20 protein-coding genes are annotated in these 18,560 nt (G+C 72.5%); 7 read left to right on the plus strand and 13 right to left on the minus strand.

The window, feature by feature from the left end; genetic code table 11:
• Positions 1 to 18 precede the first annotated feature (18 nt).
• Positions 19 to 684: an MBL fold metallo-hydrolase gene (locus tag V3N99_07725; GenBank protein MEO3936636.1), complete on the minus strand. Its 666-nt coding sequence runs from the start codon at positions 682 to 684 to the stop codon at positions 19 to 21.
• Positions 681 to 1,766, minus strand: a complete 1,086-nt coding sequence (locus V3N99_07730) for an S-(hydroxymethyl)mycothiol dehydrogenase (GenBank protein MEO3936637.1) — start codon at positions 1,764 to 1,766, stop codon at positions 681 to 683. The genes V3N99_07725 and V3N99_07730 overlap by 4 nt, the downstream gene beginning before the upstream one ends.
• 98 nt (positions 1,767 to 1,864) lie before the next feature.
• Between V3N99_07730 and V3N99_07735 the strand changes: the two genes are divergently transcribed.
• A complete protein-coding gene (locus V3N99_07735) occupies positions 1,865 to 2,587 on the plus strand; it encodes a type 1 glutamine amidotransferase (GenBank protein MEO3936638.1) in 723 nt (240 codons plus the stop codon).
• Positions 2,588 to 2,666: 79 nt separating this feature from the next.
• Here the strand turns inward: V3N99_07735 and ispF are convergent, their stop codons facing one another.
• From ispF to V3N99_07755, 4 genes are all read right to left on the minus strand, one after another.
• Positions 2,667 to 3,164, minus strand: a complete 498-nt coding sequence (ispF, locus tag V3N99_07740; protein ID MEO3936639.1) for a 2-C-methyl-D-erythritol 2,4-cyclodiphosphate synthase — start codon at positions 3,162 to 3,164, stop codon at positions 2,667 to 2,669.
• A gap of 22 nt (positions 3,165 to 3,186) precedes the next feature.
• Positions 3,187 to 3,951: an SDR family NAD(P)-dependent oxidoreductase gene (locus V3N99_07745; protein ID MEO3936640.1), complete on the minus strand. Its 765-nt coding sequence runs from the start codon at positions 3,949 to 3,951 to the stop codon at positions 3,187 to 3,189.
• Positions 3,952 to 4,069: 118 nt separating this feature from the next.
• Entirely contained in the window at positions 4,070 to 4,747 is a 678-nt protein-coding gene (gene ispD / locus V3N99_07750; protein MEO3936641.1) for a 2-C-methyl-D-erythritol 4-phosphate cytidylyltransferase, read from the minus strand.
• A gap of 56 nt (positions 4,748 to 4,803) precedes the next feature.
• A complete protein-coding gene (locus V3N99_07755) occupies positions 4,804 to 5,286 on the minus strand; it encodes a CarD family transcriptional regulator (protein ID MEO3936642.1) in 483 nt (160 codons plus the stop codon).
• 278 nt (positions 5,287 to 5,564) lie between these two features.
• Between V3N99_07755 and V3N99_07760 the strand changes: the two genes are divergently transcribed.
• The gene (locus tag V3N99_07760; GenBank protein MEO3936643.1) at positions 5,565 to 6,161 is read left to right on the plus strand and encodes a hypothetical protein; all 597 of its coding nucleotides are present in this window, start codon (positions 5,565 to 5,567) and stop codon (positions 6,159 to 6,161) included.
• Positions 6,162 to 6,217: 56 nt separating this feature from the next.
• On the opposite strand, the gene V3N99_07765 is transcribed toward V3N99_07760, so the two are convergent.
• Together V3N99_07765 and V3N99_07770 are read right to left on the minus strand one after the other, a co-directional pair.
• On the minus strand, positions 6,218 to 6,901 hold the full coding sequence (locus V3N99_07765; protein ID MEO3936644.1) for a response regulator transcription factor: 684 nt from the start codon (positions 6,899 to 6,901) through the stop codon (positions 6,218 to 6,220).
• Positions 6,898 to 8,175 carry an ATP-binding protein gene (locus V3N99_07770; GenBank protein ID MEO3936645.1) on the minus strand — a complete coding sequence of 426 codons (1,278 nt, stop codon included), beginning with the start codon at positions 8,173 to 8,175 and terminating at the stop codon, positions 6,898 to 6,900. The genes V3N99_07765 and V3N99_07770 overlap by 4 nt, the downstream gene beginning before the upstream one ends.
• Positions 8,176 to 8,402: 227 nt before the next feature.
• Here V3N99_07770 and phoU point away from each other — a divergent pair, with 227 nt between their 5' ends.
• A complete protein-coding gene (phoU, locus tag V3N99_07775) occupies positions 8,403 to 9,089 on the plus strand; it encodes a phosphate signaling complex protein PhoU (GenBank protein ID MEO3936646.1) in 687 nt (228 codons plus the stop codon).
• Positions 9,090 to 9,203: 114 nt separating this feature from the next.
• Here phoU and V3N99_07780 read toward each other — a convergent pair whose 3' ends face one another.
• Entirely contained in the window at positions 9,204 to 9,956 is a 753-nt protein-coding gene (locus V3N99_07780) for a phosphoglyceromutase (GenBank protein ID MEO3936647.1), read from the minus strand.
• Between the two features lie 109 nt (positions 9,957 to 10,065).
• Here V3N99_07780 and V3N99_07785 point away from each other — a divergent pair, with 109 nt between their 5' ends.
• Complete coding sequence (locus tag V3N99_07785; protein ID MEO3936648.1) at positions 10,066 to 11,937, plus strand: hypothetical protein; 1,872 nt, start codon at positions 10,066 to 10,068, stop codon at positions 11,935 to 11,937.
• A 153-nt stretch (positions 11,938 to 12,090) separates the two neighbouring features.
• Here the strand turns inward: V3N99_07785 and V3N99_07790 are convergent, their stop codons facing one another.
• Complete coding sequence (locus V3N99_07790; protein ID MEO3936649.1) at positions 12,091 to 12,273, minus strand: hypothetical protein; 183 nt, start codon at positions 12,271 to 12,273, stop codon at positions 12,091 to 12,093.
• Positions 12,274 to 12,363: 90 nt separating this feature from the next.
• On the opposite strand from V3N99_07790, the gene V3N99_07795 reads away from it, so the two are divergent.
• Both V3N99_07795 and katG read left to right on the plus strand, forming a co-directional pair.
• Positions 12,364 to 12,855: a Fur family transcriptional regulator gene (locus V3N99_07795; protein ID MEO3936650.1), complete on the plus strand. Its 492-nt coding sequence runs from the start codon at positions 12,364 to 12,366 to the stop codon at positions 12,853 to 12,855.
• Positions 12,856 to 12,881: 26 nt separating this feature from the next.
• Entirely contained in the window at positions 12,882 to 15,098 is a 2,217-nt protein-coding gene (katG, locus tag V3N99_07800) for a catalase/peroxidase HPI (GenBank protein ID MEO3936651.1), read from the plus strand.
• Positions 15,099 to 15,199: 101 nt separating this feature from the next.
• Here katG and V3N99_07805 read toward each other — a convergent pair whose 3' ends face one another.
• On the minus strand, positions 15,200 to 15,697 hold the full coding sequence (locus V3N99_07805; GenBank protein ID MEO3936652.1) for a YbjN domain-containing protein: 498 nt from the start codon (positions 15,695 to 15,697) through the stop codon (positions 15,200 to 15,202).
• A gap of 141 nt (positions 15,698 to 15,838) precedes the next feature.
• On the minus strand, positions 15,839 to 17,125 hold the full coding sequence (mshA, locus tag V3N99_07810) for a D-inositol-3-phosphate glycosyltransferase (GenBank protein MEO3936653.1): 1,287 nt from the start codon (positions 17,123 to 17,125) through the stop codon (positions 15,839 to 15,841).
• Between the two features lie 122 nt (positions 17,126 to 17,247).
• On the opposite strand from mshA, the gene V3N99_07815 reads away from it, so the two are divergent.
• Positions 17,248 to 18,051 (plus strand): class I SAM-dependent methyltransferase, encoded by an 804-nt coding sequence (locus V3N99_07815; GenBank protein ID MEO3936654.1) that lies wholly within the window; start codon positions 17,248 to 17,250, stop codon positions 18,049 to 18,051.
• A gap of 24 nt (positions 18,052 to 18,075) precedes the next feature.
• Here V3N99_07815 and V3N99_07820 read toward each other — a convergent pair whose 3' ends face one another.
• Positions 18,076 to 18,483, minus strand: coding sequence for a phosphomannose isomerase type II C-terminal cupin domain (locus V3N99_07820; GenBank protein MEO3936655.1), 408 nt, complete (start codon positions 18,481 to 18,483; stop codon positions 18,076 to 18,078).
• Positions 18,484 to 18,560: the final 77 nt, after the last annotated feature.

Consider the following 18,560-nt stretch of genomic DNA (forward strand, 5'->3'; position numbering starts at 1 on the left):
CCACGTGGTCGCTCACGCTCAGTGACCTCGGTCGATCCACTCCTGCAGGTGCGGAGCCTCCTGGCCGATCGTCGTCGGGTCACCGTGGCCGGTGAGGACCACCGTCTCGGGCGGCAGGGTCAGCAGCCGGTCGCGGATCGACTCGACGATGACGCCGAAGTCGCTGAGCGAGCGGCCGGTCGCGCCGGGCCCGCCGGCAAAGAGGGTGTCACCGGTGAAGACGAGCCCCAGCGCCGGGATGTAGAAGCAGCAGGCGCCAGGGGCGTGGCCGGGTGTGTGCAGCACGTGCACCTCGACGTCACCGACGGTGATCACGTCGCCGTCGGCGAGGGGCGCCGGCAGCGGCTCCGCGCCGCGGCTGAGCCCCCACAGCACCTCCTCCTGAGGGTGCAGGTAGGCCGGGGCGCCCGTCGCGCGGGTCAGGTCACCGACCGCGGTGACGTGGTCGTCGTGCGCGTGGGTCAGGAGCACGGCACGCACGGCCCGGTCCCCCACGAGCTCGACGATCGGGCCGGCCTGGTGCGGGGCGTCGATGACGACGCACTCCGCGTCGTCGCCGAGCACCCAGACGTTGTTGTCGACGTCCCACGTGCCGCCGTCGAGGCTGAAGGTGCCTGAGGTGACGGTGTGGGCGACGCGCACCCCGCCGGCCGACACCGGCAGGTCGAGCCCGGCCTCACTCACAGCTGGACCACGGAGCGCAGCACCGTGCCCTCACCCATCTTGGCGAAGGCTGCCTCGACGTCGCCCAGACCCACGGTCTCGGTGACGAAGGCGCCGAGGTCGAAGCGGCCCTGGCGGTAGAGGTCGACGAGCATCGGGAAGTCGCGCGACGGCAGGCAGTCGCCGTACCAGCTCGACTTGAGCGAGCCACCGCGACCGAAGAGCTCGATCAGGGGCAGGGTGACTTTCTGGTCGGGGGTCGGAACGCCGACCAGCACAACGGTGCCCGCGAGATCCCGTGCGTAGAAAGCCTGCTCGTAGGTCTCGGGGCGGCCGACCGCATCGACGACCACGTCGGCACCGAAGCCACCGGTGAGCTCGCGGATGCGCTCGACCACATCTTCCTGGGAAGCGTCGACGGTGTGGGTGGCGCCGAACTTCGTTGCCCACTCCAGCTTGCGCGGGTCGACATCGACCCCGATGACGGTCGTGGCACCGGCGAGGGCAGCCCCCGCGACGGCTGCCGAGCCGACCCCGCCGCAGCCGATGACGGCGACGGTGTCGCCGCGGCCGACCTGGCCGGTGTTGACCGCCGCGCCGAAGCCGGCCATGATCCCGCAGCCCAGGAGGCCCGCCGCAGCGGCATCGACCTGAGCGTCGACCTTGGTGCACTGCCCGGCTGCGACGAGGGTCTTCTCGGCGAAGGCGCCGATGCCGAGGGCCGGGCTGAGCTCGGTGCCGTCGGTGAGCGTCATCTTCTGGGTCGCGTTGCGCGTCGCGAAGCAGTACCACGGCTTGCCCTTCGCGCAGGCGCGGCACGTCCCGCAGACGGCACGCCAGTTGAGGATGACGAAGTCGCCGGGGGCCACCTCGGTCACGCCCTCACCGACGGCTTCGACGACCCCGGCCGCCTCGTGCCCGAGCAGGAAGGGGAAGTCGTCGTTGATGCCGCCCTCGCGGTAGTGCAGGTCGGTGTGGCACACCCCGCACGCGTCGATCTTGACGACGGCCTCGCCGGGCCCGGGGTCGGGCACGACGATGTCGACGAGCTCGACGGGGGCGCCCTTGGTCATCGCGACGACGCCCTTGACGGTCTGCGGCATGTTGCCTTCTCCTTGGGGTGGTAGAGCGGGGTGGGGTGCGGGTCTCAGCACATCACATCCGCCCCCCTTCAGGTGGTCCAGCCCCGTAGCCTGTCCGCATGCGCGAGGCCCACCCGACGCGGCCGGTCCTGGTCGTCGAGCACCAGCAGGAGTGCCCGCCCGGCTGGGTCGGCGACTGGCTCGGCGAGCAGGGGGTGCTCCTCGACGTGCGCCGGCCGTATGCCGGCGACGGCCTCCCCGGCTCGCTCGCCGACCACGCCGGCCTCGTCGTGCTCGGCGGACACATGGGCGCGCACGACGACGCCCGCCACGGGTGGCTCGCCACGACGAAGGCGAGGCTGCGCGAGGCGGCGGCCGGCGGCATACCGGCACTGGGGGTGTGTCTCGGGCACCAGCTGATGGCGGTCGCCCTCGGGGGTGAGGTCGTGACCAACCCGCTCGGCCCACGCATCGGCCTCACCCAGGTCGGGTGGCTGCCGGAGCGCAGCCGCGACCCCGTGCTGCACGCGGGGGGCAGCCTCGCGGTGCAGTGGAACGCCGACATCGTGACCGGCCTGCCCAGCGGGGCGACCGCACTGGCCCGCAACGCGTACGGCGAGCTGCAGGCCGCCCGCTTCGCCCCCGCCGCGTGGGGTGTGCAGTGGCACCCCGAGGCCGGCGCCGACATCCTGCTCCACTGGGCCGACATCGACCGAGCGACCGCCCGCGACCGCGGGGTCGACGTCGACGAGGTGGTCCGCGCCGTCAAGGAGGCCGAGCCCGCCCTGCAGACCGCCTGGCTCCCCCTGGTGCGAGCCTGGGCCGCCACCCTCACCCCCTGACCCCCGCTCCGAACTAGGGAAACCCGTCGTTCTGGGCTCAGGGAACCCCCAGAACCACGGGTTTCCCTAGTTCGGAACGTCAGGGCGGGGGCGGGGGCGGGGTGCGCGGGACGACGAGCGCGCTGGCGATCGCCGCGACGCCCTCGCCGCGACCGGTCAGGCCGAGGGCGTCGGTCGTCGTGCCGCCGACAGAGACCGGTGCGCCGGCGGCGTTGCTCAGGGCCGTCTGGGCCTCGCCCCGCCGCGTGCCGACCTGGGGTCGGTTGCCGACGACCTGCACGGCGATGTTGCCGATCTCGTAGCCCGCCTCCCGGACCAGCCGCGCAGCCTCGGTCAGCAGCGTGACGCCTGAGGCTCCCGCGAGCTCGGGTCGACCGGTGCCGAAGTGCGCCCCCAGGTCACCGATGCCGGCCGCCGAGAAGAGCGCGTCGCAGCACGCGTGGGCCGCGACGTCGGCGTCGGAGTGGCCGTCGAGCCCGCGCTCCCCCGGCCAGCACAGCCCCGCCACCCAGAGCTCGCGCGGCGACCCCTCGGGGGCGAGGGCGTGCACGTCGACCCCCACGCCCACCCGCGGCATACCGTAGGCCGCCGGGCCGGCGTCAGTCACCCGCGCCGTCCCACGGGATCGGCTGGCGCCAGACCTTGTGCTGAGCCGCCTGCGCGACGGGCTTGACGACGAGGCGGTCGACGTTGACGTGCTGCGGCAGCGCGACGCAGAACGCCACGCAGGCGGCGACGTCGTCGGCCACCAGCGGGCGGTCGACGCCCTCGTAGACCTTGTCAGCCTTGGCCTGATCACCCTGGAAGCGCGTGAGCGCGAAGTCGTCGGTGCGGACCATGCCGGGGCACACCTCGACGACCCGCACCTGGGTGCCGTTGAGCTCGAGACGCAGGGTCTCGGTCAGCGCGCTGAGCCCGTGCTTGGCTGCGGTGTAGCCGCCGCCGCCCTCGTAGGTGCCCAGGCCCGCCGTCGAGCTGAGGTTGACGATCGTCGCCCCCGACGAGCGGCGCAGCGCTGGCAGCAGGGCCTGGGTGACCAGGAGGGTGCCGATGGTGTTGACCTCGAACATCGCCCGCCACTGCTCGGCCGAGCCGGTCGCGACGGGATCGGCGCCGAGAGCCCCGCCGGCGTTGTTGACGAGCACGTCGCACACGCCGATCTCGGCGGCCGCGACGGCGACGGCGACGCTGTCGGTGACGTCGAGCACCATCGCCCGCACGCCCGGCACCCGGGCGGCAACCTCCTGCAGCGGCCCCAGACGGCGGCCGAGGACGATGACCTCGAAGCCGTCGGCCGCCAGCCGGGTGGCGGTGGCGGCACCGATGCCGGTGCCGCCCCCGGTGACGACGGCGACTGGGCTCATGGGGCGGCTCCTGGGCAAGGGCCCGGCGCACGCGGAGGGCCGGGATCGAGGCGTCATCATCCAACCACGCCTGGTGGTGAGGGGTACCCGACGAGGTCGGGTGGGCGTCGGGAAGGGGTCAGGAGGAGGTCGCGCGCAGGGCGGCCTCGGCGTGCGCGAGGTCGCGGGGGGTGGTGACCTTCTCGGCGAGAGGGTCGCCCGGCACCACGAGCACCGGCAGGCCCAGTCGCTCGACGAGGGCGGCGTCGTCGGTGACCGCCGCGCCGAGCTGCGCGTGCGCCCGCTCGAGCACCGCGCGGGAGAAGCCCTGCGGGGTCTGGATCGCGCGCAGCCGCGCCCGGTCCGGGGTGGAGACGACCACGCCGTCGTCGTCGACCTCCTTGACGGTGTCGACGACGGGTAGGCCCGGCACCACTGCGGGGTGGCCGGCGCGGACCGCTGCCGCGACCGACGCGAAGAGCGACGACGGGGCCAGGGCGCGTGCTGCGTCGTGGACGAGCACCACGTCGAAGTCGGGGCTCACTGTCGCGAGACCCGCGGCGACCGAGTCGCGGCGGTCGACACCCCCGGAGACGACGACGATGCGGACGCCGGTGGGAGCCGACGCGGCGGCCACCGCCTCACGCGCGGCGACGAGGTGGCCCGCGGGGGCCACGACTGTCACCAGCTGCACCGCAGGGCATCCGAGGACCCGTCGCAGGGCGTGCTCGAGCAGGGTCGCGCCACCGACCGACACGAAGGCCTTGGGCACCCCCGCGCCCAGGCGCGAGCCCGAGCCCGCGGCCACCACCACCACAGCCAGAGCCGCCGGCCCGAGGGGCGGCGGCTCTGGCTGGAGTGGCGGAGAACTGATCAGGACGCGAGGACCTCGTCGAGGATGGCCTCGGCCTTGTCCTCGTTCGTCTTCTCGGCGAGCGCCAGCTCGGAGACGAGGATCTGCCGCGCCTTGGCCAGCATCCGCTTCTCACCGGCGGACAGTCCGCGGTCCTTCTCACGACGCCACAGGTCACGCACGACCTCGGCGACCTTGATCACGTCGCCCGAGGCAAGCTTCTCGAGATTGGCCTTGTAACGGCGCGACCAGTTGGTCGGCTCTTCGGTGTGCGGAGCCCGCAGCACCTCGAACACCTTGTCGAGCCCCTCCTGGCCCACGACGTCGCGGACACCCACGAGATCGCAGTTCTCGGCGGGGACCTCGATGGTGAGATCGCCTTGAGCGACCTTCAGCTTGAGGTAGAGCTTGTCCTCGCCCCTGACGGTACGAGTCCTGATTTCTTCGATGAGTGCCGCCCCGTGGTGGGGGTACACGACCGTTTCGCCGACCTTGAAAACCATGTGCTGTTTTCCCCTTTCGCGACCTTCAGAGTACCACGCCCTGGCCGCCCGGCGGAACCGTCAGGGCTACGTTTATGCAGGTCAGAGCCTTGACGGCAGCGATACCGACGCAAGGTGAACCCTTGACAAAGGGCGGGTCGGCGTGCAAGAGGTCGACGACGAGCGGCCGGCCACCGGGCCCGGGACAAGCCCGGAACGGTCGCCGCCCACCCTCCGAACGGCCCCTGTCGCGAGCGCGGATCGACGCTCGCCAAGCCTGTCCCGGTAGGCTCTCCCGCGTGACCCGGCCCGCATCCCTCGACAGCACCCCCGCCGACCTGCGCCTGGGCGCACCGCCCCGCAGCACCGGCCCGCGCCGGCTGGGACGGGCAAGCCGAGCCGTCACCGTGACCGTGGCCGCCGCCGGCCTCGCCCTCGTGGCGGGGTGCACCGCCACCTCGCCGTCCCAGACGCTGGTGCCCTACCAGCCGGCCGACGGCGTCGCCCTCGACGTCGGCACGGTGAAGGCGCGCGACCTGCTCATCGTGGCCTCGGCCAAGGGTGCGACCGGAGTGCTGTCCGGGTCGGTGATCAACACCGGCACCGAGAACGTCACCGTGAGATTCGCCGGTGCCGCCGCCGCGGGTGCCGCCGCCGCAGAGCCGGCCCTGCCGACGACGACAACGACGATCACGCTGCGGCCGCGCCAGCAGCTACGGATCTCGACCGTGGAGATCCCGTCGGTGGCCGCCGCTCCGGGCGCCCTGACGCCCCTGAGCATGACGACCTCCGACGGCACCGCCGTGGCCTCGGTGCCGGTGCTGCTGCCGACCGAGTACTACAGCACGCTCACGCCGACGACACCCCCCTCGACGACCCCGACGACCGCGGGCTGAGCCGCCCCGGCCCGCGAGGCCAGCGCTGAGGGCGCCGACACCGGCGGATCCAGCGGTCAGACGGCTTCGAACTTGTAGCCGAGGCCGCGCACGGTGATGATGTGCCGCGGATGCCCCGGGTCGGGCTCGATCTTGGCCCGCAGGCGCTTGACGTGCACGTCGAGGGTCTTGGTGTCGCCGACGTAGTCGCTGCCCCAGACCCGGTCGATCAGCTGCATGCGGGTCAGCACACGACCCGCGTTGCGCAGCAGGATCTCGAGCAGCTCGAACTCCTTCAGCGGCAGCGACGTCGGCTCCCCCCCGACAGTGACCACGTGCCGCTCGATGTCCATGCGCACCGGCCCCGCCTCGAGGGTCGGGGGCAGCAGGTCCTCGGGCTCGCTGAGCCGGCGCAGCACCGCCTTGACCCGGGCGAGCAGCTCGCGTGAGGAGTAGGGCTTGGTCACGTAGTCGTCGGCCCCCATCTCGAGGCCGACGACCTTGTCGATCTCGCTGTCCTTGGCCGTCAGCATGATGATCGGCACCGTCGAGCGCTGGCGCAGGGCCCGACAGACGTCGACGCCCGGCAGCCCCGGCAGCATCAGGTCGAGCAGCACCAGGTCGGCGCCGTTCTGGTCGAACTCGGCCAGCCCGTCGGGGCCGGTCTCGGTCACGACGACGTCGTAGCCCTCCTTGCGCAGCAGGTAGGACAGCGGGTCGGAGTAGGACTCCTCGTCCTCGACGACCAGGATGCGGCTCATGAGACCTCTGTTCGGTTGCCCGCTCGCGCACCGGAGCGCGACTGGGGGATCGTGTCTAGCTCGGCGACGACCGAGTGGGCCAGGGTGCCCGGATCGGCCGGCGCGCTCTGGTCGTGGTGCTCGGTCGGGGTGGGTGGGTGGTCGCCGGCAGCGGGCAGTCGCATCGTGAAGGTCGATCCGTGGCCGGGCTCGCTCCACACGGTCACCTCACCACCGTGGTTGGCGCAGACGTGCTTGACGATGGCCAGCCCGAGGCCGGTGCCGCCGGTCGCGCGCGACCGGGCGCCGTCGACGCGGTAGAAGCGCTCGAAGATGCGCTCCTGGTCGCTCAGCGGGATGCCCTGCCCCTGGTCGGTCACGGCCACCGTGACCAGGCCGCCGCCGGTCGCGACCTTGACCGTCACGCGAGTGCCGTTCTCAGAGTAGGCGATCGCGTTGCCGACGAGGTTGCTGATGGCGGTCGTCAGCAGGTCGTGCTCGCCCCAGACCTCGTGCCGTCCGCTGTCGTGCGCCACCACGAGGGCGATCTTCTTGGTCTCGGCCGACAGCCGCGAGATGTCGACGGCCTCCTTCGCGACGCCGAGCAGGTCGATGCGGTCGGGGTCGCTGAGGGTGTCGGCCACCTGGATGCGCGAGAGGTCGACGATCTCCTGCACCAGCCGGGTGAGCCGGGTCGACTCGACCTGCATGCGCCGGGCGAAGCGGGCCACGGCCTCGGGGTCGTCGTGCGCCTCGAGCACGGCCTCAGCGAGCAGGGCCAGACCGCCTACGGGCGTCTTCAGCTCGTGCGAGACGTTGGCGACGAAGTCGCGCCGCGTCTCCTCGACCCGCAGGGCCTGGCTCCGGTCGTCGACGAGCAGCAGCACGTGAGAGTCACCCAGCGGCGCGACGCGAGCGTCCACCACCATGCTCGCCTCACCCAGCGGGCCCCGGGGCAGGACGAGCTCGTGCTCGCGGATGACCCCGTCGCGGCGCACCGCCCGCACCATCGCGAGCAGCTCGGGGTGCCCGAGCTCGCCGGAGCGCACGATCCCCATCGTGAGGGCGGAGGGCGAGCTGGTGACCACCGCGTCAGAGGCGTCGAGCACCACCCCGCTCGAGCGCAGGACAGCGAGCACGTCGCCGACGCCGGGCGGCAGGGGCGCCGCGGTCGTCTTCATGTGGCTCGGGTCCTCCGGTCGTCGGTGCAGGGTCGTCCTCAGCGCGAGGGCGGCGCCACCACCTCCCAGGACCCCGACGAGGGAGCCGAGCACGGCAGCAGTCGACGGGTCCACCCGACAAGACTAGGACCGAGTGTCACCCCGCCGTGGCCGTCGCGCCGCTCCGAGAAGGGCCGGCAGCGCGAAGTTCACCTTCCCGGCACGAACCGTTCACCCCGGGGTGGCACCGTCGGGCCTGCTGGTGCCCGGGTCACCACCTCGCAGTAGGCTCACCCGCCGCACCACGCACTCCGCTCACCACCGGTCGCCCCCGGCCGACATCTCGGGACAAGGACACCGCCATGCGCGACGCGTACCACGAGGACCTCGACACCATCACCGACCAGCTCGTCGAGATGACGCGCTTCGCCGGATCGGCGATGGCCCGGGCCACGACCGCGCTGCTCGACGCCGACGTCCACCTCGCCGAGAGCGTCATCGCCGCCGACGAGCAGCTCGACAGGATCCGCGAGGAGCTCGACGAGCTCTCGATCAACCTGCTCGCGCGCCAGCAGCCCGTGGCCACCGACCTGCGCATCGTGGTCACGTCGATGCGGATGAGCTCGGACCTCGAGCGGATGGGTGACCTCGCCCGCCACGTGGCGAAGGTCGCGCGCCTGCGCTACCCCGACAAGGCCGTGCCGCCGACCCTCACGTCGCACGTGCTCGAGATGGGTCAGGTCGCCGAGCGCATCGTCGCCAAGGCCGGCTCGATCATCTCCTCGAAGGACACCGAGGCCGCCCTCAGCCTCGCGCGGGACGACGACGAGATGGACGAGCTGCACCGCAACCTCTTCGCGGCGCTGCTGTCCGAGCGGGGGGCCTACACCCCCGAGATGATCGTCGACCTCACCCTGCTGGGGCGCTACTACGAGCGCTTCGCCGACCACGCCGTCTCGGTCGCCCGCCGGGTCGTCTTCCTCGTCACGGGCGCGTTCCAGCCTGAGGAGCTCGACCGCGAGGACCAGGAGGACGAGCCCATCGCCTGACGTCGCCCTGGTGCGCCGGACGCGCCCGTCTCTGGGCCCAGAACGCGCTCGACGAGCAGATCCGGCGCAACAAGGTCCAGTGGGGGTGGCTTCATCCGCCGTGCCCGTATGGAGTCAGCGGCCCTGGTTCGCGACGGCCGCCGCGGCGGCTGCGGCCGCCTCCGGGTCGAGGTAGCGCCCGCCGGGCGTGACGGGGGCGAAGCCACCCTCGACCTCGTCGAGCTCGTAGACCAGCGGCATGCCGGTCGGGATGTTGAGCGCGGCGATGTCGTCGTCGCCGATGCCGTCGAGGTGCTTGACCAGGGCCCGCAGCGAGTTGCCGTGGGCCACGACGAGGACGACCTTGCCGGCGCGCAGGTCGGGCTGGATCTCGTTCTCCCAGTAAGGGATCAGTCTCGTGACGACGTCCTTGAGGCACTCGGTGGACGGCATCGCGTCGCCGAGCCCGGCATACCGCGGGTCGCCGGCCTGTCCGTTGGCGTTGTCGGCGGAGATGGCCGGCGGCGGGGTGTCGTAGGAGCGGCGCCAGAGCATGAACTGCTCCTCGCCGAACTGCTCCATCGTCTGCTTCTTGTCCTTGCCCTGCAGGTCGCCGTAGTGCCGTTCGTTGAGGCGCCAGTCGCGCTTGACGGGGATCCAGTGACGGTCGGCCGCGTCGAGCGCGAGGTTGGCCGTGGTGATCGCGCGACGCAGGACCGAGGTGTGGACGACGTCGGGCAGCACGCCGGCGTCGGTGAGCATCCGCCCGCCTGCGACTGCCTCGGCGCGGCCCTTGTCGGACAGGTCGACGTCGACCCAGCCGGTGAAGAGGTTCTTGGCGTTCCAGACGCTCTCGCCGTGGCGGAGCAGCACGAGGGTGGAGGTCATGGGCGTGAGCCTATCGAGGGCGGTCTCGCCCAGACGCCTGCGCCCGCGGTCGTCACGGTGCTACGTTCCTGATCGCTCCCGGCCCCAGGACGCAGCGGCGCCCCTGCCCGTGCCCACGGGCCTGCAGTACGCGCGGGTCGCGTGCGCGAACGCCCCGACCTTCGTCACCACGGCGACCCCCACCTTCACGGCCGAGACCACCGACCCCGTCGACCACCGGCCCACGCTGGAGTTCGAGATCAGCGACAGCACCGGCGTCCCGACGCGCCACGAGGTGGCCGGCGCTGCGGACGGGATCCCCGTGTCGTGGACCGCGACGCTCGGCCGAGACGGGACGTACGCCTGGCGGGTGCGCGGGGTCACCGGCACGGGCACCACCCGCCAGGTCTCCGCCTGGTCACCCACGCAGCGCTTCGTCCTCGACACGAGCGCGCCGGGCGCGCCGGTGTCGGCCAGCGTCGACTACCCGCCCGACCTGTACGGCGGCACGGTCGGCAAGACCATCGCGTCTACCTCCGCGTCGTCCACGCAGACAGCAGCCGGGTACGCGTTCGGCTGGGACGTGACCCCGCCGAGCCTCGCCTCCGGCACGTGCACCTACGCGTCCGACCCCCGCGCCCGGACCGGCTACCAGACCGATTCCACGTTCACCGTGCCGGCCGACCTGCCGCCGGGCCGGCACACGCTCTGGACCTCGGCCTTCGACGGTGCCCATAACGCGAGCGGCACCACCGCCTACACGTTCTACGTCGCCCCCACCATCAGCAACGGCTCAGGGGTCCTGCCCACCCGGCTCGAGGGTGAGGGTCTGCCCGTGGGCCGCAGCACCGCGGCGACCTACGTCGAGTTCGCGCCCTCGGCCTCCGCGGGCGCGCAGCTGCACATCGTGCCCGCCCGGGGCACCACCAGCCCGGTGGGCCAGAGCGTGACCACGACCTTCGTGGTCGGCGTCGACGGCAGCTACGCGGTCAACGCGCTCATGGCGACGGGCCCGCACCACGCGAAGGTCGACTTCATCCTCGACGGACAGCCCGTCGGCCCCACGGTCTTCGACGGCTTCGCCAGTGCCCCGGGGCAGGCGTGGGTCGACCTGGGCGGGAGCCGCCTCACCCGCGGCACCCACCGCCTCACCCTCACCCTGCGCGGCCACACCGCGACCGGCTACCTCGACCCGGTCACCGGCCGGGACGACCAGGGGTATGCCGTGGGCCTCGACCTGCTGACCGGCTCCCCCGTGAACGGTTTCACCACGACGTCCTTCGCGGACGCCCTTAACAACCACGGCATCGTCAGCACCGACGGGAGCACCGCCCCCGTCGGCCTCGCCACCGACCTCGGTGGCACGCCCGAGCGGGTCAACCTCTCCCTGCGGGCCCTCGGGCTCTCCGGTGCCCGGCTGCGACGGTCGGCACCCGTGATGATCGACGGCGTGCCCTTCCAGCTGCCCACCCCGAAGGGTTCGGCCCGGGGGGCCGCCGACAACGTCGTGGCCATGGGCCAGACCATCCCCATCGGCCCCACGCCGCGGGTGCTGCAATCCGTCGACCTCCTCGTCGCCGCGGCCTGCGGCGACGTCGCGCCGCCTCCCGACGTCACGCACGACTACCCACGGACCACGTTCTCGCTCAACCAGGTGCTCCCGGACGACAGCGTGACGACGACGCCGACCGTCCCCACCATCCCCGACCTGCTGACCCCGGCCTCGACGACCGCGACCCACGTGACCTACCCGACGCCCACCGACCCGTTCGAGCTGGCCACCCCGCGGCTCGTCTCCGCCTGGCGGCTGCCCTACGCCGACCTCGGGACCACGCCCTCCCCGACGACGAGGCCCTGGATCTACCACGTGACCGTCCCGGTCAACCCGAACTTCCTCGACCTGCCCGTCGCCGGCCTGACCCTGCCCGACATCGGCAGCACCTTCGCCCGCGGCACCTGCCGCACCTCGTTCCACGTGCTCGCGATGACCCCCGTCCCCTGATCCTGCCCGGCCGGCAGGCCGGCCGACCTGCGGCCATTGCCCACGCTGGCTGGGTGGCTTTGCCCTCGATAGCGGTTCTTAGCCTGAGGCAAGAGTCGTCGGTCGGTCGATACCGCGGGAGCTGCCCGAGGTCCCGGACCGCTGACAACCCCCTCAGGCCCGGTGCCGGCCGCGCCGGTACCACCCCGACCCGGCGAGCACCGAGGCCCACGGAAAGCGGCCCTCGGACCGCAGGTTCCGCCACAGCCCGGCGAGTACACCGACACCCGCGAGCGCGAGGCCGGCGGCCGTGGCGATGTGGTCGAGACCGGCCCAGGTCGCGCCGTCACGATTCACAACTCTACGCCTAACGGTCAAAACGGTCGGTGCGTCCCTCCATGCGGGACTGGTCTTGACTGATTCAAGAAAAGGGGGGAGGGTGGGGGCATGCCCGCCGCCCCCCCGCTCGAGACCCTCGAGCACCTGTTGCGCGGATCGCACCTGCGGGTGACCCGGCCGCGGATGGCTGTGCTGGGCGCTGTGCACGCGCGACCCCACAGCGACACCGACACCATCCTGCGCGACGTGCGGGTCGAGCTGGGGCAGGTCTCGCACCAGGCCGTCTACGACGTGCTCCGCGCGCTGAGCACCGCCGGGCTCGTGCGCCGCATCCAGCCGCTCGGCCACCTCGCGCGCTACGAGGCGCGGGTCGCCGACAACCACCACCACGCCGTGTGCCGCGGCTGCGGCGCGATCACCGACATCGACTGCGCCGTGGGCGAGGCGCCCTGCCTCACCCCCTCGCCCGCGACCACCGACCCGGGCTTCGTCGTCGACGAGGCCGAGGTCATCTACTGGGGCCTGTGCCCTGCCTGCGCCACCTCCAGCCCGTCCCGCTCCTCCCTGCCCGATCCCTCTCAGATAAGGACCACCGCGTGACTGACCACGACACCCGCGAGCAGCACATGAACGACAACGACTCGAGCAACAACGCGCCCGGCGGCTGCCCCGTCGCGCACGGCCAGCTGCCCGAGCCGGTCGCCGGCGGCAGCAACCACGAGTGGTGGCCCGAGCAGCTCAACCTCGCGATCCTGCGCAAGCACCCATCCGTGGCCAACCCGATGGGCGGCGACTTCGACTACCGCGCGGCCTTCAACGCCCTCGACCTGGGTGCGGTCAAGACCGACATCGAGCAGATGCTCACCACCTCGCAGGACTGGTGGCCCGCCGACTTCGGTCACTACGGCGGCCTGATGATCCGCATGGCGTGGCACAGTGCGGGCACCTACCGCGTGCAGGACGGCCGCGGTGGCGCCAGCGCCGGTATGCAGCGCTTCGCCCCCCTCAACTCCTGGCCCGACAACGGCAACCTCGACAAGGCCCGCCGTCTGCTGTGGCCGATCAAGAGGAAGTACGGCCAGTCGATCTCGTGGGCCGACCTCATCGTGCTCACCGGCAACGTCGCGCTCGAGTCGATGGGCTTCGACACCTTCGGCTTCGCCGGTGGCCGCGCCGACGTCTACGAGCCCGACCAGGACATCTACTGGGGCCCCGAGCGCGAGTGGCTCGGCGACGAGCGCTACACCGGTGAGCGCACCCTCGACAACCCCCTCGCCGCGGTCCAGATGGGTCTGATCTACGTCAACCCCGAAGGGCCCAACGGCCGCCCCGACCCGCTCGCCTCGGCCCACGACATCCGCGAGACCTTCGGGCGGATGGCGATGAACGACTACGAGACCGTCGCCCTCATCGCCGGCGGTCACACCTTCGGCAAGACACACGGCGCGGCCGACCCTAACCCGCACGTCGGGCCCGAGCCCGAGGGTGCGCCCATCGAGCAGCTGGGTCTCGGCTGGAAGAACGGCTACGGCACCGGCAAGGGGGCCGACGCGATCACCAGCGGGCTCGAGGTCACCTGGACCTCCACGCCCACCCAGTGGTCCAACGGCTACTTCGACAACCTCTTCGGCTACGAGTGGGAGCTGACCAAGAGCCCCGCGGGCGCGCACCAGTGGCAGCCCAAGGACGGCGGCGGTGCGGGCACGGTGCCCGGGCCCGCCCCCGAGTCCCCCCGCCGCGTGCCGACCATGCTCACGACCGACATCGCCCTGCGCGTCGACCCGGCCTACGAGCAGGTCTCCCGCCACTTCCACGAGAACCCGGCCGAGTTCGCCGATGCGTTCGCCCGCGCCTGGTTCAAGCTCACCCACCGCGACATGGGCCCGAAGAACCGTTATCTCGGACCCGAGGTGCCGTCGGAGGAGCTGCTCTGGCAGGACCCGGTGCCGGCCGTCGACCACGAGCTGGTCTCCGACGCCGACGTGGCCGACCTCAAGGCGCACGTGCTCGCCACCGGTGTGAGCGTGGCCGACCTCGTGTCGACCGCGTGGGCCTCGGCCGCGTCGTTCCGCATCAGCGACAAGCGCGGTGGCGCCAACGGTGGCCGCATCCGCCTCGAGCCGATGCGCAGCTGGGAGGCCAACGAGCCCGGTCGCCTGACCGGCGTCATCACCGCCCTCGAGGGCGTGCAGAGCGCCTTCAACGCCGCGCAGTCCGGCAGCAAGCGCGTCTCCTTCGCCGACCTCGTCGTCATCGGTGGCGCCGCGGCGGTCGAGAAGGCGGCCAGCGACGCCGGCCGTACGGTCACCGTGCCCGTCACCCCCGGGCGCACCGACGCGACCCAGGAGCAGACCGACGTCGAGTCGTTCTCCTGGCTCGAGCCGGCCTCCGACGGCTTCCGCAACTACCTCGGCAAGGGCACGCGGCTCCCGATGGAGTACCACCTGGTCGACCGGGCCAACCTGCTCGGCCTGAGCGCCCCGCAGCTCACCGTCCTCGTCGGTGGCCTACGCGTCCTCGGAGCCACCTACCAGGGCTCGTCGTACGGCGTGCTCACCGACCGACCGGGCACGCTGAGCAACGACTTCTTCGTCAACCTGCTCGACATGGGTGTCGAGTGGCACGCCATCGGTGAGGGCGAGGCGGTCTTCGAGGCGACCGACGTCGCCACCGGTGACACGAAGTGGACCGGCACCCGCAACGACCTCGTCTTCGGCAGCAACTCCGAGCTGCGCGCGGTCGCCGAGGTCTACGCGCTGGACGACGCCGCCGACAAGTTCGTCGCCGACTTCGTCGCGGCCTGGACCACGGTCATGGACGCCGACCGTTACGACGTGCGCTGACCCGCTCCCTACGACAGGGGGCCGGTCACTCCGCGTGTCCGGCCCCTCAGTGGTCAGAGAATCACCCCTCCAGCCCACTGGGGGGGTGATTCCTTGACCACCTAAGGGGCCGCGGTGACCTCGAGGAGGTGGCGGAAGGCCTCGAGGTTGTAGGTCGACTCGCCGCGGCTGACCCGCCAGGCCCACTCCTTCTTCATCGAGGTGAGGAAGCCGAGCACGAGGAGGTCGTTGAAGGGCGTGTCGGCGGCCTGGAGGACGACGCCGAAGACCTTGTCGAGGGTGTCGTCGTCGAGCGCCGCGGTCGGCACCTCGCCGCGCACGTAGACGTCGCCGGTCGAGTCGACCGCGTAGGCGAGCACCGGCATGCGCAGGTTGCGCTGGAGCAGGAAGCGGTAGAACTCGCCGGCGTTCTCGTCGGGGTGGCGGATGACGAAGGCCGACAGGTAGGTCGTCGACCTGCGGATGACCACCGACACGACCGTGCGCAGCTTCTTCTCGCCCGGCAGGGTGACGACCGCCTCACCGGGCCGGCCACCGGGCTCGTGCTCCAGCCCGGCGTCGGCGACGTAGGCCAGCAGGCGCGCCGAAGCCTGCGCCACCGGACCACCCCCGGCGGATGCCTCGTCAGGCGCCTCGTCAGGAGCGTCGTTGGGAGCGTCAGCGGGCAGGTCGCCGGCCGGGACACCCGGCGGGCTGGGGCGGTCGGGCGGCGAGGTCACCTCGCCAGCGAACCACAGCGGTCAGGGGAACGCAGCGCCGGTGGCCCGCACGAGGGCCTCGAGGTCGGTGAGATCGAGCACCCCGCCCTCACGGCGTCGGCTGTCGCGGGCTGCGGCATAGACCTCGAGCAGCCGGTCGGTCGTCGCGCCCCACCCGAAGCGGGCCGCGTGGCGGACGGCCCGCCTCGACAGCTCGCGCCGACGGGCCGGGTCGGCCAGGAGCCCGCCCACGGCGTCGGCCCACCGCCCGGTGTCGTGGCCTGCGACGAGGACGCCGGCGTCGCCCACCGCAGCCGGCAGACCGCCGACCTCGGCCGCCACGACCGGGGTGCCGCACGCGAGCGCCTCGATGGCGACCAGCCCGAACGACTCGTTGTGCGACGGCACGGTCACGACGTCGGCCGCGCGGAACCACGTGGCGAGGGTAGGCCGGTCGACCGGGGGCACGAAGCGCACCAGGTCGAGGATGCCGAGCTCGGAAGCGAGCTCGACGAGGGCCTCCGGGCGGGTCAGGCCGGAGCCGCTCGGCCCACCCAGGACGGCGACGACCAGCCGCTCGCGCAGGACGGGTTCGCGGCGCACGAGCTCGGCGGCGAGACGCAGCAGCACGTCGGGGGCCTTGAGGGGCTGGATCCGCCCGACGAAGAGCAGCATGACCGCATCATCCGCCACCCCCACAGCCGCTCGGGCCCGCCGCTGGTCGCCGGGCGTGAAGACCTCGAGGTCGACGCCGGGCGGCACGACCTCGACCCGCACGGGGTCGGCATCGTAGAGGTCAACCAGCTCGCGCTTCTCGGGCTCGGTGTTGGCCACCAGCCGGTCGGCGGCCTCGACGACCTGCACCTCACCGATCTCGCGACCGGGTGGCTCGGGCGTGTCACCCTCGGCCAGGTGCCGGTTCTTGACCCGCGCCATCGTGTGCATCGTGTGCACGAGCGGGATGTCGAACCGGTCGGATGCCAGCCAGCCGACCTGGCCGGAGAGCCAGTAGTGGGAGTGGAGCACGTCGTACCAGCCCGGGGGCCTCGCCGCCTCGGCTCGCATGACCCCCGCGGCGAAGGCGCAGAGCTGGCCCGGCAGGTCGTGCTTCGACAGGCCCTCGAAGGGGCCGGCGACCACGTGCCGCACCGTCACCCCGGGCACCATCTCGACCACAGGCGGCAGGGCACCGGTCGTGGCCCGCGTGAAGACCTCGACCTCGGTGCCGCGCGCGGCCAGCTGCCGGGCGACCTCGGCGACGTACACGTTGAGCCCGCCGGCGTCACCGGTGCCCGGCTGAGCGAGCGGCGAGGTGTGCACGCTGAGCATCGCCACGCGGTGGATGCGGCCGGTCGTCACGCCCTCGCCAACACCCTCCCGCGGTCCCTGATTCCCGTGGGCGGCACACGGGGGGCCACGTGACGCTGCGTGCACCCCCGTAGGCTCGGTGCGTGCCGCGCAGCAAGCCCGTCGGGGTCGTGACCCGCGGTACGACCAACCCCAACCGGCTGCGCCGCGTCGACCGCTGGATCGCGGGGCCGCAGGGCGTGCGGCTGCGGCGGTCACCCACGCCACCGGTCGTCGTCGACCTCGGCTACGGCGCGTCGCCGGTCACCGCCGTCGAGCTGCACGACCGCCTGCGTCGGGTGCGGCCCGACGTCGAGGTCGTCGGCATCGAGATCGACCCGGCACGCGTCGCCGCCGCCAGGCCGCTGGAGCGCCCCGGCCTGACGTTCGCCCTCGGCGGCTTCGAGATCCCGCTCGAGTCCGGCGCCCGTCCGACGCTCGTGCGCGCCTTCAACGTGCTGCGTCAGTACGACGAGCCGCAGGTGGCCGCCGCGTGGGCCCGCGTGTGCGCGCGGCTCGCTCCGGGCGGCCTGCTCGTCGAAGGCACCTGCGACGAGCTCGGCCGGCGCAGCACCTGGGTCGCGCTCGACGAGAACGGGCCGCTCAGCCTGACCCTCTCGGTGCGGCTGGCCGATCTCGGGCGGCCCTCCGAGGTGGCCGAGCGGCTCCCGAAAGCCCTGATCCACCGCAACGTGCCCGGCGAGCGCGTGCACGACCTGCTCTCCGCCCTCGACCGCGCCTGGGACGTCGGCGCGCCGATGGCGTCGTACGGTGTGCGTCAGCGCTGGGGTGCCGCCGTGGGCTCGTTGCGCGACCAGGGGTGGCCGCTGCTCGACGGGCCCGGCCGCTGGCGGTTGGGCGAGGTGACCGTCGCCTGGGGCGCGGTTGCCCCGTCGAGCAGGACCTGACGCCGGTCAGCCCGGCCGACGGGGTCAGCGGGTGTAGTCGTCGTGCAGACGCTCGATGTCGTCCTCGTCGAAGTGACCGAAGGCGACCTCGAGAATGCGGGTCGGCGCGGGCCCGCTGTTGCCCATGCGGTGGCGGTCACCCTGCGGGGCCCAGATGGTCTCGCCCGGCTGGGCCGTCCACTCGCGCTCACCGACGGTGATGTCCATCGGCCCGTCGAGGACGGTCCACATCTCGCCCCGGTGCTCATGACGCTGCAGCGACAGGCGCTGGCCGGGCTGGACGGTGATGATCTTGACCGTGACCTGCTCGTTGGAGACGAACTGCTGGAACTGCCCCCAGGGACGTGTGGCCACGAAGATGTCGTGCGAGGGGTCACGCCCTTCGACCTCCTGGCCGTCTCGCGTCGTGCTGACGTCCTGATGCTGGCTCATCCGTTCCCCTTACGTCGGTTGGCGTCGGGCCAAGTCTGACCCATGGGGTGGGTCAGCTGGACCGGTTTGGCACCACG

Source organism: Dermatophilaceae bacterium Soc4.6 (assembly GCA_039889245.1).
Lineage (GTDB): Bacteria > Actinomycetota > Actinomycetes > Actinomycetales > Dermatophilaceae > Lapillicoccus.

Excerpts from the sequence above, each read along its gene's own strand:
- mshA (MEO3936653.1), bottom strand. The coding sequence starts at position 17,125 with ATGCTCAGCGTGCACACCTCGCCGCTCGCTCAGCCGGGCACCGGTGAC.
- V3N99_07780 (MEO3936647.1), bottom strand. The coding sequence starts at position 9,956 with ATGACCTCCACCCTCGTGCTGCTCCGCCACGGCGAGAGCGTCTGGAAC.
- V3N99_07755 (MEO3936642.1), bottom strand. The coding sequence starts at position 5,286 with ATGGTTTTCAAGGTCGGCGAAACGGTCGTGTACCCCCACCACGGGGCG.
- V3N99_07745 (MEO3936640.1), bottom strand. The coding sequence starts at position 3,951 with ATGAGCCCAGTCGCCGTCGTCACCGGGGGCGGCACCGGCATCGGTGCC.
- V3N99_07730 (MEO3936637.1), bottom strand. The coding sequence starts at position 1,766 with ATGCCGCAGACCGTCAAGGGCGTCGTCGCGATGACCAAGGGCGCCCCC.
- ispF (MEO3936639.1), bottom strand. The coding sequence starts at position 3,164 with ATGCCGCGGGTGGGCGTGGGGGTCGACGTGCACGCCCTCGCCCCCGAG.
- V3N99_07795 (MEO3936650.1), top strand. The coding sequence starts at position 12,364 with ATGCCCGCCGCCCCCCCGCTCGAGACCCTCGAGCACCTGTTGCGCGGA.
- katG (MEO3936651.1), top strand. The coding sequence starts at position 12,882 with ATGAACGACAACGACTCGAGCAACAACGCGCCCGGCGGCTGCCCCGTC.
- V3N99_07820 (MEO3936655.1), bottom strand. The coding sequence starts at position 18,483 with ATGAGCCAGCATCAGGACGTCAGCACGACGCGAGACGGCCAGGAGGTC.
- phoU (MEO3936646.1), top strand. The coding sequence starts at position 8,403 with ATGCGCGACGCGTACCACGAGGACCTCGACACCATCACCGACCAGCTC.
- V3N99_07765 (MEO3936644.1), bottom strand. The coding sequence starts at position 6,901 with ATGAGCCGCATCCTGGTCGTCGAGGACGAGGAGTCCTACTCCGACCCG.
- V3N99_07735 (MEO3936638.1), top strand. The coding sequence starts at position 1,865 with ATGCGCGAGGCCCACCCGACGCGGCCGGTCCTGGTCGTCGAGCACCAG.